The sequence below is a fragment of the Martelella sp. K41-7 genome (assembly GCF_055808365.1).
Map to the genome: position 1 here is coordinate 1146593 of NZ_CM147867.1, position 15791 is coordinate 1162383.

Here is a 15791-nt window from a genome sequence, read left to right on the forward strand (position 1 = left end):
TATTGAGCGGCCTCGTTGAAATGGTCGTGCAGAACGGCCTGTTGTCCACCCGCATTCGTTGGCGGGACTGGTTTAAGGAGAAGATATGTCTGATCAGATTTCCCTTGTTTTTCCTGATGGCTCCAATCGCGAATATGCTGCCGGCACGTCCGGCCGCGAAGTTGCTGAGTCGATTTCAAAATCGCTAGCCAAAAAGGCCGTCGCGATCGCGCTCGACGGCGAGCTGCGCGACCTTGCCGATCCGGTTGAGAGTGGCCGCATCGAGATCGTCACCCGCACCGATGACCGTGCGCTGGAGCTGATCCGCCATGACTGCGCCCATGTGATGGCTGAGGCCGTGCAGGAATTGTGGCCGGGAACGCAGGTGACCATCGGTCCGGTGATCGAGAACGGTTTCTATTACGATTTCGCGCGCGAAACGCCCTTCACGCCTGACGATCTTCCGAAGATCGAAAAGAAGATGAAGGAAATCATCAAGCGCAATGCAGCCTTTACCAAGGAAGTCTGGTCGCGCGACAAGACCGGGCAGGTGTTTGCCGAAAAGGGCGAGGCCTACAAGGTCGAACTCGTTGACGCGATCCCGGAAGATCAGGACGTCAAGATCTATCATCAGGGTGACTGGTTTGACCTTTGCCGCGGCCCGCACATGCCCTCGACCGGGCAGATCGGCGATTCCTTCAAGCTGATGAAGGTGGCCGGTGCCTATTGGCGCGGCGACAGCAACAATCCGATGCTGACCCGAATCTACGGCACGGCCTGGGCCGATAAGAAACAGCTCGACGCCTATCTCAATTTCCTCGAGGAAGCCGAAAAGCGCGACCACCGCCGGCTTGGCCGCGAAATGGACCTGTTCCACTTTCAGGAAGAGGGTCCGGGCGTCGTGTTCTGGCATTCCAAGGGCTGGCGCATGTTCCAGTCGTTGACCTCCTATATGCGGCGCCGCCTTGAAGGCGATTATGAGGAAGTCAATGCGCCGCAGGTACTCGACACATCGCTGTGGCAGACCTCCGGCCATTGGGAATGGTACCGCGAGAACATGTTCGCGGTTGCCTGCGCCGATGAGGAAGCCGAGGACAAGCGGGTGTTCGCGCTGAAGCCGATGAACTGCCCCGGTCATGTCCAGCTGTTCAAACACGGTCTCAAATCCTACCGCGACCTGCCGATCCGCTACGCTGAATTCGGTGTCGTGCATCGCTACGAGCCGTCGGGCGCCATGCACGGGCTGATGCGCGTACGCGGTTTCACGCAGGACGATGCCCATGTGTTCTGCACCGAAGAGCAGCTTGCCGAGGAATGCCTGAAGATCAACGACCTGATCCTGTCGGTCTATGAGGATTTCGGCTTCGGTGAGATCGTGGTGAAACTATCCACGCGTCCCGAAAAACGCGTCGGTTCGGACGAAAACTGGGATCACGCCGAGGCGATCATGACCGAGGTTCTGAAGACCATCGAGGCGCAGTCTGGCGGCCGCATCAAGACCGGTATTCTGCCGGGTGAGGGTGCGTTTTACGGGCCGAAGTTTGAATATACCCTGAGGGACGCGATCGGGCGCGAATGGCAGTGCGGCACGACCCAGGTGGACTTCAACCTGCCGGAACGCTTCGGCGCTTTCTATATCGACTCGACGTCGGAGAAGAAGCAGCCGGTCATGGTGCACCGCGCGATCTGCGGTTCGCTGGAGCGCTTCCTCGGCATTCTGATCGAAAACCATGCCGGCCATATGCCGCTCTGGTTTGCGCCGCAGCAGGTGGTGGTTGCGACCATCACTTCGGAAGCGGATGACTATGGCCGCAAGGTTGCCGAAAAGCTACGCGCTGCCGGTCTGTCGGTTGGAACCGACTTCCGCAACGAGAAGATCAACTACAAGGTCCGCGAGCATTCGCTGGCCAAGGTACCGGTCATTCTCGTCTGCGGCATGCGTGAGGCAGAAGAAGAGGCAGTCAATATTCGCCGCCTGGGCTCGCGTGACCAGCAGTCGATGTCGCTTGCCGAGGCGATCTCGCTCCTGACCGAAGAGGCGACGCCGCCGGATCTGAAGCGCAAGCAAGCAGCGCTCTGATTTGAAGAAAAAGGCGTGGCTTGCTGGCCACGCCTTTTTTCAGGGTTCGTTGTCACTGGCGAATACGATACGCTTTCGACGGCGCCGATGGCAGGTGTGGCCCCTAAAACGTCACTTCAGCCGCTGTTTTGTGCAGCAATAGTGGGCTTGGCGCCCATGACCGCCATGGCTGTCGTACCGCTCAGTTGACGTTGCCTGATGCGAATTCGGCTTGGTCTTGGTTCAGCAGCAGCTCGACCAGCTGGTTTCGACCGGGGGTGACCGAAAAATTCTTTTCGTAGACATTGTCCTTGTTCCGGGCGACGGCGGTGTATTCGCCTTCTGCGAGGATCATCGAGGGGAAGGCGCTGCGGCTCTCGGTCAGCACGTCTCCTGATGCCCCCAGTATCGTCCAAGACGTATCGGCCAATGCTTCGCCGCCGCTTGTGGCTGCCAGCGTCAGTGAGACAACGGCAGCATGCTGTTTCATCGTCGCCTCGGTGATTTCTCCCGCCTTCACTTTGAGGCGTGCATGGGATTCGGCATTCAGTTCACCGTAGAGTGACACGATGTTATAGGTCCCCTCCCGCAGGCGCAGGATCGTGCCGGGTCTGACGTCATCAATCACGAGTTCGCGTTGCTCGCCGCGATCTTCATAGATGGCAAAGCGGAGCAGATCCTGGTCAGCCGGTGCATCATCGCCCAGCGTTGCATTCAGAACCAGCCCGCCGGCATGCAACACCAGAGCGACCTCGATCGCATCCTCGCCGTTTCGGGCGATGGAGATTTTCCGCGTAGTCGATGCACGCCCGAAGGCGCAATTAACGAAATAATCGCCCGGCGTCAGTTCAATCATCTTGCTACCGCCCTCGGCGGAGGCCACGAGTTCCAGCCGTCCGTTGCTGTCCGGTACCGATTTGAAGACCCGCCAAGTCAGCCCTTCGCGCATGGCTTCGCCATCTTCTGTGAGGCGCGCCTCAAGCGACACAGCGCGCTTCTCGCCGGGCGCCTGGGTGCCGCGCATCATCGCGAATGGGTCATCTGTGGATTCTGATTGTGCCCATGCCGGTGCCGCTGCCAGCAGCAATCCGAAAAGCAAAGCGGCTAGCAGCCACGAAAAGGGATGTCGGTACGCTCGATCCAGAACCATGTTGTCCGCCGGTTGACTTGCCGATCGCAAGCGTTCAATCCAAATACTGGTTGCGTTGTGGCCTGAATATCATGGCCTTTTCAAGGGCGCAGGCCGTCTTTTTGAATGTATGAGGTTTGCTTTGAACGAGAAAAATCAAGCTGTCGTCGATTTTCTGAAATCACGCCGGTCGACGCCGGTTCTTCAGTTGGACGCACCGGGTCCCGGGCGGGCGGAACTGGAAGAAATCCTGACCATCGCCGCGCGTGTTCCTGATCACGGCAAGCTCGCACCCTGGCGTTTCATTGTTTATGCTGGGTCTGTGCGTGCAGAGGTTGGTGAAGCACTGGCCGCGATTGCCAGGGAGGACGATCCCGACGCATCTTTGGAGCGCTTGAAACTCGAACGCGAACGCCTGATGCGGGCGCCTGTGGTGGTCGGTGTCATTAGCAGTGCCGCTATTCACCCGAAGATCCCTGAATGGGAGCAGATCATGTCTGCCGGTGCCGCCTGCTATAATCTTGTGGCGGCGGCCAATGCCTTCGGCTACGGTGCCACCTGGCTTAGCGAGTGGTATGCTTTCGACGAACGCGCCTTTCCGGTGCTTGGCGTTGCGCCCGGCGAGAGGATCGTCGGCTTCGTTCACATCGGCACCCGCACCGAAGAGCCGTTCGAGCGTGTGCGACCGGCGCTTGCCGATGTTGTGACCTGGCGCGGGGCTCTCTGAGATGTTTTATGCGACCGATCGGAACGAACACGGACTGTCTCACGATCCTTTCAAGGCGATTGTGTCGCCGCGGCCTATCGGCTGGATCGGTTCGCGCAGCAGCGACGGACAAGATAATCTTGCGCCCTATTCCTTCTTCAATGCCGTTTCCACGATGCCGAAAATTATCATGTTTTCGTCGGACGGCATCAAGGACAGCGTGCGCAATATTGCCGAGACCGGCGTGTTCACCGCCAGCATGGTGAGCCGCGACCTTGCCGAGAAGATGAACAACACGTCGGCACCGCTTGACCATGGCACAAGTGAATTCGAGGCGGCCGGACTTAAGTCGATATCAGGCCGGCTTGTCGATGCTCCCTTTGTTGGCGAAGCTTACGCCGTGCTTGAATGCCGGATGACGGCAATCATGGAGCCTCCTGCACTTGAAGGTGCCAGTTCGGAAAGCCGGATGGTGTTCGGGCAGGTGGTCGCAATTCATATCAAGGACGAGGCACTGACCAGCGAGGGCCTCCTCGACATGGCGAGGGTGCGGCCACTGGCGCGCCTTGGCTATCTTGATTATTGCGATGGCGGCGATGTGTTCGAGATGGCGCGGCCTGGCTGAGCAGAAGTTTAATTTTCAGCTGATTCTTTGGGGCTGCCGGTCGCAACCGCCCTTGTCGGCCTTAGCGTCTCAAGACATGGTCAGGCGGTGCCGAAAGCGTTCTTGATGATGCCGATATGGTCCGGGTTTTCAGTGAGCTTGCCGGCAAAACCGGAGCGGGCCGACTGGTGGCAGGAGGTTTCAAAGGCTTCCGCCGGTGACCGTGCTGCGCTGAAATCGATAGCGGGGATGCCGAGATTGCGTGCGGCGAGCATGGTCGCGACCGCACCGTGGCGGGCGATGGTGCCGTCGCCATGGTCCTGTTCGAGTGCATCACCATCATAGCCAAGAGCAATCAGGCGCCCGTGCCGGTGCAAGAAGTGGCGGGCATTGAGCAGCCCGCTGCCATTGTCACCGATCATAGCAATCAGCGCGACAGATCCTTCATCGAGCCCTTCGCGCGCTTCCATGACCCGCAGCAGGGTTTCTGCCATCTGGATGCGGGCAGCACTTTCAACGCCGCGCAGAATGATACCGTCAGGCGCCGCGCGCGCCGCCTTCGAGAAATCCTCGACATTGTAGGCCTTGGATATTGGCTCACAGATCAGGAATATGGGAAGTGAGGGGAGAACGCTTCGGAGCGATGCGATGCGTTGAGGAAGCCGGTCCTCGCCCTTGGCATGAAGACAAAGACAGTCGGGTCGGTTTCGCTGCGGATCAAAGGGTAACGGGTCGTCTGTCGCCATGCCGAGCAGCCAGACTTTCATGCGGCGAATGTCCATCGTCATTCCTCCAACCGGGTCTCCCACGCTCGGCAGGATGAAGCAATGTCAGTTGCTTGGAAACGGCGTTGAGCGCCTTTCCACCTGTATTATGACAGTTTTACGGCTGTTCGCTCGAAAAAACAGAAGCCGGGCGGCGATTTGCCGCCCGGGACGTCGAGTCAGGCCGCTTTGCGCATGTCTGCGAGCGGGCCGGCCCACTTGAAGAGTTCGTCGAGCAGGCCTTTTGCTCCTGTCTCCATCTCGCCATTGGGCTTGAACGTGCCGTCTTCAATGAATTTCGGGAAAAATGGTACCGGAACGACCTGGGGCAGGGCGTGCGCATTGAGGTTGCCAACCAGTGCACGCAGTTCCTGGGCAGCGCGCAGGCCGCCCGAAATGCCGCCATAGCTGACGACCCCGGCAGGCTTGTAGCCCCATTCCAGGGCAACGATCTGCACTGCATTCACAAGAGCGGCTGCCGGAAAGTAATCATATTCCGGGGTCACGAAAATGAAGGCATCCGCCGAATCGACACTGGCTGCCCACTTGCGTGTATGTTCATGCTGATAATCCTGCATCCGCGGGTGCTTTGGTTCATCGAGAAGCGGCAGATTGAAGTCGGCAATATCAACGAGTTCAACCTCGAACTTGCCGTGTTCGCGCGCGAGATCGCTGACCCATTTTGCAATGGTGGGGCACACACGGCCCGGCCGGGTGCTGCCGATGATGATGTTGAGCTTCATGAAAATCTCCTTGCCACAGCGCGAAGCCTAACCCGTCCACGCTGAAATTCGAATGAGAAGACCGGCGGGGAGGATACTGCCGGCCTCGAATGTGTACGAGCGTCAAATAGGGGGTCGTTCAAGACGTGGCAAGGCAAGAAACAGATGTGATCTGGTCACATGCAGGTCACTGTCTCATGGAGATTCTGCCCCGTCCAAAGGCGAGGCCGAGAGCTGCTGTCGTCACTTATGACTGATAGACGACGATTGGTGTCGGCAGGTTGTTGACCCTGTTGTATAGGTCGATCACGTCTTGGTTGATCATACGGATGCAGCCAGAGGAAACGGCCTTGCCGATCGAACTCCAGTCCGGATTGCCGTGCACGCGGTAGAGCGTGTCCTTGCCGTTCTCGAAAATATAGAGCGCGCGTGCGCCGAGCGGGTTCATCAGACCCGGCTCCATGCCGCCATTCTTGTTGGAGTATGCCTCGAGTTTCGGGTCGCGCTCGATCATCTCTTCCGGCGGGAACCATTTCGGCCATTCCTGCTTCCATTTGATCACGCCATTGCCACCCCAGGAGAAGCCGGAACGCCCGATGCCGACGCCGTAACGCATCGCGGTACCGTCGGCTTCGACCAGGTAAAGGAAACGGTTGGGTGTATCGACGACCACAGTTCCGGGGGCTTCGCCGGTCGGATCCGGGACGCGCTGGCGGTAATAAACCGGATCGATTTGCCGCCATGGCACGGCCGGAATCATATAGCCGTTGTCATCCAGCGGACCATACATTTCGGTCAGTTCGGCTACAGTGTAAGGCGTTCCCTCCACCCGGGGCGCTCTCGATGCTGCAGATTGCTCGGGGTACTGACTGACGCAGCCAGCCAGGAGCGTGGTGGTTGAAACGGCACCGAGAAGGAAAGTCCGGCGCGACAGCGTCTTGTCAACGAGCATTCAAGCCTCATCAATTTTACGAAATTTGCTTTTCTACAGAGGCTTTTAGCCGAGCGCGTTCCCCCTTCATAGCTCCGTGTGGTCACAATTGCGGGATCGCCGTGCTTGGCGAGGCAAGTGTGACCGAAAACACGCAGTTTGCGGGCGCTTCATTCCACGGCGCAACCGGTATCCCTGCCGAGGTCGCAGATATTCTTCAACATCTGTGTTCGCACAGACGTCCATGGCTGAGGATTGGTAACGGCCACCCAGGCATCGATGTAGTCGCGGGCGAGATAGTTGTGTCCGAAGCCGGCCGGCAGCGCCTTGGAGAGGATCATATCGAGCGTCAGCTGGAGCTGGGTCACGACCGGCACAAAATGGAGATAGGGCGATACGTCGGGTGCCGGCGGTTCCTGCATCCACTCAGGCGCCCGGAAAAACGAGTTCGGCTCGAAAAATACGATCGGGTCCGAGGCGTATTGCAGGAAGTTGATCCTGATCTGTCCCCATTGATCGCCGCCTTGCGCGGGCGTGCGGAACTGCGAGGAGAAGCGCACAACTTCCCCGTCGTCCACCTGCGGCAGGACATAGGGCGTGCCGGGGTTGCGTGCCGCAACCGTTTGCCGCCAGAGATATGAGGGGAAGGGTGGGCCGGCCCAGAGGGCACCGGCCACGGGCTGGTCGAGCATCTGGAAAACATTGAACGAGTGCATTGAGGACCATGCGCCGAGACTGATGCCGTGCATATAGAGTTCGGGGCGGGTGGATTCCGGCAGCGTGCGCCAGTAGCTGTAGACCTCTTCCATGGTCGCGGTTGCCTGTTTCAGGCCCGTATCCGTTTCGAACACCAATGCGAGCGGTGACTGCAGAAATGAATACTGGACCGCGACCGTCGCGACATCACCATTCTGGATGAATTCGATCGTGTCATGCGCGCCGGGGTCCAGCCATCCGGTGCCGGTCGGACTCGCAATCAGAAGCACCTTGCGGTCGAAGGCCCCAAGCCGCTTGAGTTCCTCCAGTGCGATTTTCGCGCGTTCCTCCGGGTCGTCATCCTGAGAACGGCCGACATAAACCCGGATTGGGCGCAATGCTGGTGTGCCGCTGAACGTGCTGATATCTTCCGCGGAAGGGGCGTCGGTGACGAAGTTGCGGCCAGGTTGCCCCATCGCTTCCCAACTCACCAGGGAGTCCTGGCTTCCGGAAATGAAGGGATCGGTCGGTGCCGGCGGCGCGGTGTCGAACAGATCCTGTGCGGTTTCGTAGGTTTCATCGAGAAATTCTATCGCCGAGGGCAGGACCCAGTCACGGGATGCGACGAACACGATCAGAAGCACGATCACCAGACCGAGCAGATTGGCGACGCGCGGAGACATGACGCGGTAGAGCCTGCGCCTCAGTGTGTCGAAGACCATCTGGAACAGGGTGCCGATCAGGAACAGCAGGATAAACACACCGAGGCCGATGGCCAGAACGACCAACGCCGCACCGCTTTCGAGCAGTTCCATATTCACGCGGGCGCGGACCGAGTTTTGCCATTCCGTGGTCATGGAGAGACAATAGAGCAGCAGGCCGAGGGAGGCCGCGAGCACGGCCGCGCGCGCAATCAGCGCAAATTTGCCTTTCGGCTCCGGGATTTGCAATCCGCGCCAGAGCGCCAGCAGAAACCTGCCGATCATGTAGCCAAGTGCCATCACGAGGCCGGCCAGTACACCCTGCAACGAGAAGGCGCGCGGGATCAATGACGGGGTCAGGGACGCCGCGAAAAAGACGAGGCCGAGGGAGAGTGCGAAGGCACTTGAGCTGTACCAGCGTGTGCCTGGACCGATGTGATCGTCTTGTTGCATTCTATCTGGCCTGTTTTTTTAGTTGTTGTCTTCAATGATCTGGTTTTCGACGATTTTTTCAATTCTGCGCTTGAAGGTGTCCTGATCTGCGGCGGCAGCGGCCAGGATATCCTCAACCTCAAAGAAATCCATTGTATTGAAGCTGCCGACATTCGGTTCGATAAAGATATCGGGGCGCGCACATTTGACCTTTTCGGCAACAATCGAGCTTTGGGTGATGCTGAACGAGCCGGCCCATGTCTCGAACGAGCCGGGTATTTCGCCGATATCTTCAACGTCGGTGCCGGTGACGTCGATTGCGACCGTGAAATAGCGTGCTTTGTCGAGGAGATCGAAAGGTGTCGGATTGACGAAGCCGCCGTCAATCAGCACACGGCCGTCGCGCCGGACCGGCGTTAGCAGAACGGGCAGACAGGATGAGGCCGAGATCGCCGACAGCAACGGTCCCTCGCGCATCACGTATTCGTTCTGGCGATAAAAATCGGTTGCGACGATCGTCAGCGGTATTTCGAGGTCCGAGAAGCTCTGCGCCATGCCTTCGGGAAACAGCGCCGCAAACAGGATTTCCGGTTCAACAACGGCCGGCCGGAAGATGTTAATGAGCGAGCCCCAGGTGTCGCCGGTGTCGATCAGAAGGCGTTTCAGGAGCGACTGGCGCCGGGTAAAAAGATCGACGATGTAGTGGCGGATTTCTCGCCCGCTCATACCGTCGCAATAAAGCGCGCCGAGGATCGAGCCCATTGAGGTCCCGGCTACTTCTTTCGGGCGGATGCCGAGCGAGATCGAGGCTCTCAAGATAGGGGATATGAGCAAAGGCCTTTGCTGCTCCGCCGCCCAGCGCCAGCGCTAGGCCTTCCTTTTTACGCAAGGCTTCATCGGATGTATCGGCCATGGCTGTGTCCTCAGGCAGAGAAGATTGCGCGCGCGCTTTTCCGGCAACCAGGCCGGCGCCTGCGGCAAGCAGAAAGTTTCGACGTTGAACCATGGTGTTCTTCCGCTTGAAGTAATGATCGGGACTATAAATGGGCCGTTCAAGACAGGCAAGCAAAGCAGGCCGCCTGTGGCGTTAATCCTCTGCATGAGGTTTAGCGCCATCTGTATGAATAGTGTCGATTAAGTTTATGTAATTTATGTGAAAAAATATTCCGCAGCGGCCGAAGAAGTTGGTCGGAACCGATTTCTCCGGTCGCAGGATGGAAACAGTGACGCAGGCGCGGCATTCGGCTGGCGCTGACCGGATCTAGATATCGAGGTTGTCGGCAAAGGCGGCGTTTTCCTGGATGAAGCGGAAACGTGCGTCGGCCTTGGTCCCCATCAGATCATCGACGGCCGTTTTTGTGCCTTCGAAATCCACAGCATCGATATCGACCCTCAGCAGCATGCGCTTTTTCGGGTCCATCGTGGTTTCCTTCAGCTGTGCTGGAAGCATCTCGCCGAGCCCCTTGAAGCGGCTAAGTTCCACCTTGCCTCGACCGGTGAAGAAGTTTTCCATCAGTTCGGCGCGGTGGGCGTCGTCACGGGCATATGCGGTCTTGCCACCCTGTGAAATCTTGTAGAGCGGCGGCACGGCCAGAAACAGATGGCCCTGGCGGATCAGCTCCGGCATTTCCTTGTAGAAAAATGTGATCAGCAGCGACGCGATATGGGCGCCGTCAACGTCGGCATCGGTCATGATGATAATGCGTTCGTAGCGCAGGTCTTCCTCACGGTATTTCGTTCGTGTGCCGCAGCCGAGCGCCTGAATGAGATCGGCAAGCAACTGGTTGGCCGTGAATTTGTCGCGGCCGGCGCTTGCGACGTTAAGGATCTTGCCCCGCAGCGGCAGGATTGCCTGATTGGTGCGGTTACGCGCCTGCTTTGCCGAGCCGCCTGCGGAATCGCCTTCCACCAGAAACAGTTCAGCGCCGCTGGCCGCTTTCTGCGAGCAGTCGGCGAGCTTGCCGGGGAGGCGCAGTTTCTTGACGGCGGACTTTCGGTTGACTTCGCGCTCCTTGCGGCGGCGCAGACGTTCCTCTGAGCGTTCGACCACCCAGTCAAGCAGCTTTTCTGATTCCATCGGGTTGGCGGAGAGATAAAGGTCGAAGGGATCGCGCAGTGCGTTTTCAACGATGCGCTGGGCCTCGACGGTGGCCAGACGGTCCTTTGTCTGCCCGACGAATTCCGGCTCACGGATGAACACCGACAGCATGCCGACTGCCGAGATCATCACATCATCGGTGGTGATCTGCGCGCCGCGCTTGTTGCCGACCATTTCTGCATAGTTCTTGAGCCCTCGCATCAGCGCCTGGCGCAGACCGGCCTCATGGGCGCCGCCTTCAGGGGTCGGCACAGTGTTACAGTAGGAATGGACATTCGGATCGCCGCCATACCAGGAGACTGCCCATTCAACCGCACCGTGGCCACCGGTCTTTTCTGTCTTGCCGGCGAAAATCTCGCGGGTGACCGTGAAATCCTTGCCGATGGTTGCTGCAAGATAGTCTTTCAGACCGCCGGGAAAGTGGAACACTGCCTTGTCCGGAACGTCGTCATTGCCGTCGACCAGCGAAGGGTCGCAGGACCAGCGAATTTCCACACCACCGAACAGATAGGCCTTCGAGCGGGCCATGCGCATGACCCGCGCCGGGTCGAATTTGGCGCGGGGGCCGAAGATCTCAGCATCGGGATGGAAGCGCACTCGGGTGCCGCGTCGGTTTTGGATCGGGCCGAGATCCTGCAACTCGCCCTGCGGCACGCCACGCGAAAAACTCAGCCGGTAGAGACGGCGCTCGCGCGCGACCTCGACTTCCAGAAGATCGGAAAGTGCGTTGACCACGGAGACGCCGACGCCGTGCAGACCGCCGGAGGTCTCATAGGCCTTGCCGTCGAACTTGCCGCCGGCATGAAGCTTGGTCATGATCACTTCGAGTGTCGACTTGCCCGGCACCTGAGGATGATTTTCCACTGGGATGCCGCGGCCATTGTCGGAAACCGTCAACATGCCCTCGGCGTCGAGATGCACATCGATGAAATCCGCATGCCCGGCAACGGCTTCGTCCATCGAATTGTCGATGACCTCGGCGAAAAGATGATGAAGTGCCTTTTCGTCAGTCCCGCCGATATACATGCCCGGGCGCATGCGCACCGGCTCGAGGCCTTCCAGCACACGGATCGACGAGGCGCCATAGTCGCCGTCTGCCGCCGGGGCACCGGCCGCCGCTTTGGAGGGCGCAGCTGCACGAGTGGGGCGAGGCGCCTTGTCTTCATCGGCTGCCTTTTTGCTTTTACCAGAAAGGTCGGCGAAGAGGTCTTTGCTGTTATCCATAAGGTCCGGCAGAGTGTTTGGGTTTGGGCATATACGCCTTATAGGCGAATCAGTGACGTATTCTGGCAAAGAATGGGCCGTTAAGCGATGCTGTGCCAAATTGTCGCATATTGCCTGTGGATGAAGTCGGCTGGCGCTGGAAATCGTCTGTCGCCAGGGACTGGCCCGAACGGGACTATTCGATTTAAACAGGTCTCAAACCGATTAGGTGGTGATCGGCTTCGGAAATTTCACCGCCTTGTTTCGGCGATTTGTTCTGGAACAAGACGGACATTTCCGGGCTGGCGCATGAGGAGGGCCGATATGCCCGCATTTGCACCCTGCCTCCGAATAAGGGAAGAAGGTGGAAAGGGTTCGGCGCCTGACACAGAAATAACGGGAGATAATCACAGATGACATCCGACATGCGACCGCTGATCGCCGGGAACTGGAAGATGAACGGCACCCGGGCATCGCTCGATCAGATCAGAGCCATTGCCCACGGCGTCAGCGGCCCTCTGTCGCGGAAACTGGATGCGTTGATCTGCCCGCCTTCGACGCTGCTCTACGTGGCGACCACGCTGACGGTGGACACCAAGCTGATGATCGGCGCGCAGGATTGTCACCAGAAAGCCCGCACCGGCGCTCATACGGGCGACATTTCCGCCGAAATGATCCGGGATTGCTTCGCCACCCACGTCATTGTCGGCCATTCCGAGCGCCGCAAGGAGCACAAGGAAAGCAACAAGGTTGTCTCGACCAAGGCGCGTGCGGCCTATGACCAGGGCCTGACAGCGATCGTTTGCATTGGCGAAACCCGCTCAGAGCATGCCTCGGGCCGGACCATGGAGGTCCTGCACCGTCAGCTCTTCGAAAGCATGCCGGATGATGCCACCGGCGAGAACACGGTGATCGCCTATGAGCCCATTTGGGCGATCGGAACGGGCCAGACACCCGGTCCCGAGCAGGTGGCCGAGGTGCATGCGGGGATGCGGCGCGATCTGATCGAACGCTTCGGCGAAGCGGGCGAGCGCTTCCGGCTGCTCTATGGCGGGTCGGTCAAACCCGGAAACGCCAAAGAATTGATGAGCGTGCCGCATGTTAACGGCGCGCTGATCGGCGGCGCCAGTCTGAAGGCTGCCGACTTCCTGTCGATCTACCATGCTTACGAGGATATCGTCTGAGTTGACACTCTACTTCGTAGAAAATCGTTAAGTATTTAAAATAAAATGATTTTATGCGTATTTTGGAGGCGAATTCAGGGTTGCCCTTTTTCGGTGTGGCGTTTGCCCGGCCCGGACTTTGCCGGTGCAAAATGCCGGTCGGGTTGTGTTTTGGCAGCTAGCATTGGTTGGGTGATTACCCGGCAGGTATGAAAAAGGGGTTGGATTGGTGGCGCGCCTCATGTAGAGAAGCGCCAGATATTCTTGGATTGCCCCGTTGGCGCCTTGCGAGCGGGGACGGATTGGACATTCATGCAGACGGTACTGATCGTAATTCACCTGATAATCGTCGTTGCGCTCGCGGGTGTGATCCTCATTCAGAGGTCAGAAGGCGGCGGGCTCGGCATCGGCGGTGGCTCCGGCTTCATGACGGCGCGCGGAACGGCCAATGCGCTGACCCGCACGACCGCCATCCTTGCGACGCTGTTTTTCATCACCTCCCTCGGTCTCGGCATTCTTTCGCGCTACCAAGGCAATCCCTCGGACATTCTCGACAGGATCGAGCAGAACGCGGAAAGCGACGGTCAGGGCATCCTGAACCAGCTTGGCGGCTCGATCACAACGGATACGTCCGGAGCGGGGAATGCTGAAGGATCTGCTGTTCCGTCCACCGGTGGCAGTGGGCAGCCGGATCCGGCCGTTAGCACGCCGGCAGCGGATTCGAACGCAACGGGCGTTCCGACTGGCGACTGATCGCCGAAATTCGACAGAACACATCCGGCGGGACGCAATAGCCCGCCGGATTTTCTTTGAGCTCACCCTCCGGCGCGTTGAAATCCGTGCGGATGGTAGGGCATTGTTGTGACAATAAGCGGTCTCCGGAACTTTTTCGTGAAAAGGCTCTGGCAGAATCGGCTGAGAAACGGTATCGGAATAAGCCCATGGCGCGTTATATTTTCATCACCGGCGGCGTGGTTTCCTCACTTGGAAAAGGTATCGCCGCAGCAGCACTGGGTGCTTTGTTGCAGTCGCGGGGTTACCGGGTCCGTCTGCGCAAGCTCGACCCTTATCTCAATGTCGATCCCGGTACCATGAGCCCGACGCAGCACGGCGAGGTGTTCGTTACCGATGACGGTGCGGAGACCGATCTCGATCTCGGCCATTATGAGCGTTTCACCGGCCGTTCGGCGACCCGGACTGACAACATCACCACCGGTCGCATCTACAAGAACATTCTCGACAAGGAACGGCGCGGTGACTATCTTGGCGCCACCGTTCAGGTCATTCCCCATGTCACCAACGAGATCAAGGAATTCGTTCTCGAGGGCAATGACGACTTCGACTTCGTGCTTTGCGAAATCGGCGGCACGGTGGGTGACATCGAGGCGATGCCGTTCATGGAGGCGATCCGCCAACTCGGCAATGATCTGCCGCGCGGGAACGCTGTTTATGTTCACCTGACTTTGATGCCCTATATTCCGGCAGCCGGCGAGTTGAAGACCAAGCCGACCCAGCATTCCGTCAAGGAATTGCAGGCGATGGGGATCCATCCGGATATTCTTCTGGTGCGCTCCGACCGCGAAATTCCCGAGGCTGAGCGGCGCAAGCTGTCGCTGTTCTGCAATGTCCGTTCGTCCGCCGTCATTCAGGCGCTCGACGTCGCCAATATCTACGATGTGCCGCTGGCCTATCACCGCGAGGGGCTCGACGACGAAGTGCTGCATGCTTTCGGGATCGACCCGGCGCCGGTGCCGCGCATGGATGCCTGGAAAAACGTCTGCGAGCGCATCCGTACCCCGGAAGGCGAGGTGACGATTGCCATCGTTGGCAAATACACCGGTCTGAAGGACGCCTACAAGTCGCTGATCGAGGCGCTGCATCACGGCGGTATCGCCAACCGGGTGAAGATCCATCTCGAGTGGATCGAATCGGAGATTTTCGAGAAGGAAGATCCGTCTCCCTATCTTGAAAAGGTTCACGGAATTCTGGTGCCCGGCGGCTTTGGCGAACGCGGTTCGGAAGGCAAGATTCGCGCTGCGCGCTTTGCCCGCACCCACAAGGTGCCCTATTTCGGTATCTGTTTCGGCATGCAGATGGCTGTCATCGAGGCGGCCCGCAATCTGGCCGGCATCAAGGATGCGTCCTCAACCGAGTTTGACCGCAATGCCAGCGAGCCGGTGGTCGGTCTGATGACCGAGTGGGTAAAGGGCAATACGCTTGAAAAGCGCAGTGATCGCGACAATCTCGGCGGCACGATGCGCCTTGGTGCCTACAAAGCGCATCTGGGCGCTGAGACGAAGATTGCGGAAATCTACGGGACCACCGAAATCTCCGAGCGTCACCGCCACCGCTACGAGGTCAATGCAGGCTATCGCGAAAAGCTCGAAGCCTGCGGTCTGGTGTTCTCGGGCCTGTCGCCCGATGGCGTTCTGCCGGAGACGATCGAATATGCCGACCACCCCTGGTTCATCGGCGTCCAGTATCACCCTGAACTGAAAAGCCGTCCGCTTCAGCCGCATCCGTTGTTTTCGAGCTTCATTGCGGCGGCTCTGGAGCAAAGCCGGCTCGTCTGAGGGTCGGTTTCAGGGGGCGGGTTTCCAGGCG

The 15791-nt window shown here is 58.9% G+C and carries 12 protein-coding genes and 1 pseudogene; 6 read left to right on the forward strand and 7 right to left on the reverse strand.

The window, feature by feature from the left end; translation table 11 throughout:
* The first annotated feature begins 85 nt into the window (after positions 1-85).
* Complete coding sequence (gene thrS / locus AC0L7L_RS05525; RefSeq protein ID WP_473512561.1) at positions 86-2059, forward strand: threonine--tRNA ligase; 1974 nt, start codon at positions 86-88, stop codon at positions 2057-2059.
* A 181-nt stretch (positions 2060-2240) separates the two neighbouring features.
* Here thrS and AC0L7L_RS05530 read toward each other — a convergent pair whose 3' ends face one another.
* Positions 2241-3065: a hypothetical protein gene (locus AC0L7L_RS05530; RefSeq protein WP_473512564.1), complete on the reverse strand. Its 825-nt coding sequence runs from the start codon at positions 3063-3065 to the stop codon at positions 2241-2243.
* Between the two features lie 244 nt (positions 3066-3309).
* Here AC0L7L_RS05530 and AC0L7L_RS05535 point away from each other — a divergent pair, with 244 nt between their 5' ends.
* Both AC0L7L_RS05535 and AC0L7L_RS05540 read left to right on the forward strand, forming a co-directional pair.
* Positions 3310-3894, forward strand: coding sequence for a nitroreductase family protein (locus tag AC0L7L_RS05535; RefSeq protein WP_272210739.1), 585 nt, complete (start codon positions 3310-3312; stop codon positions 3892-3894).
* A 1-nt stretch (position 3895) separates the two neighbouring features.
* Positions 3896-4498: a flavin reductase family protein gene (locus tag AC0L7L_RS05540; protein ID WP_272210740.1), complete on the forward strand. Its 603-nt coding sequence runs from the start codon at positions 3896-3898 to the stop codon at positions 4496-4498.
* Between the two features lie 80 nt (positions 4499-4578).
* Here AC0L7L_RS05540 and AC0L7L_RS05545 read toward each other — a convergent pair whose 3' ends face one another.
* From AC0L7L_RS05545 to parE, 6 genes are all read right to left on the reverse strand, one after another.
* Positions 4579-5259, reverse strand: coding sequence for a hypothetical protein (locus AC0L7L_RS05545; RefSeq protein WP_473512568.1), 681 nt, complete (start codon positions 5257-5259; stop codon positions 4579-4581).
* Between the two features lie 161 nt (positions 5260-5420).
* Complete coding sequence (locus AC0L7L_RS05550) at positions 5421-5990, reverse strand: NADPH-dependent FMN reductase (protein ID WP_473513791.1); 570 nt, start codon at positions 5988-5990, stop codon at positions 5421-5423.
* A gap of 220 nt (positions 5991-6210) precedes the next feature.
* Positions 6211-6915, reverse strand: coding sequence for a L,D-transpeptidase (locus AC0L7L_RS05555; protein WP_473512570.1), 705 nt, complete (start codon positions 6913-6915; stop codon positions 6211-6213).
* A 149-nt stretch (positions 6916-7064) separates the two neighbouring features.
* Entirely contained in the window at positions 7065-8744 is a 1680-nt protein-coding gene (locus AC0L7L_RS05560; protein WP_473512572.1) for an alpha/beta hydrolase, read from the reverse strand.
* A gap of 18 nt (positions 8745-8762) precedes the next feature.
* Positions 8763-9557 carry a patatin-like phospholipase family protein gene (locus AC0L7L_RS05565; protein ID WP_473512574.1) on the reverse strand — a complete coding sequence of 265 codons (795 nt, stop codon included), beginning with the start codon at positions 9555-9557 and terminating at the stop codon, positions 8763-8765.
* Positions 9558-9984: 427 nt separating this feature from the next.
* Positions 9985-12045: a DNA topoisomerase IV subunit B gene (gene parE / locus AC0L7L_RS05570; RefSeq protein WP_473512575.1), complete on the reverse strand. Its 2061-nt coding sequence runs from the start codon at positions 12043-12045 to the stop codon at positions 9985-9987.
* A gap of 392 nt (positions 12046-12437) precedes the next feature.
* On the opposite strand from parE, the gene tpiA reads away from it, so the two are divergent.
* The 3 genes and pseudogenes from tpiA to AC0L7L_RS05585 all read left to right on the forward strand — a co-directional run bounded on the left by tpiA (position 12438) and on the right by AC0L7L_RS05585 (position 15760).
* Positions 12438-13208, forward strand: a complete 771-nt coding sequence (tpiA, locus tag AC0L7L_RS05575) for a triose-phosphate isomerase (RefSeq protein ID WP_272210748.1) — start codon at positions 12438-12440, stop codon at positions 13206-13208.
* A 291-nt stretch (positions 13209-13499) separates the two neighbouring features.
* Positions 13500-13928: pseudogene (gene secG, locus AC0L7L_RS05580) on the forward strand (preprotein translocase subunit SecG); the annotation flags it as partial.
* 200 nt (positions 13929-14128) lie between these two features.
* Positions 14129-15760, forward strand: a complete 1632-nt coding sequence (locus AC0L7L_RS05585; RefSeq protein WP_473512578.1) for a CTP synthase — start codon at positions 14129-14131, stop codon at positions 15758-15760.
* The last annotated feature ends 31 nt before the right edge of the window (positions 15761-15791 follow it).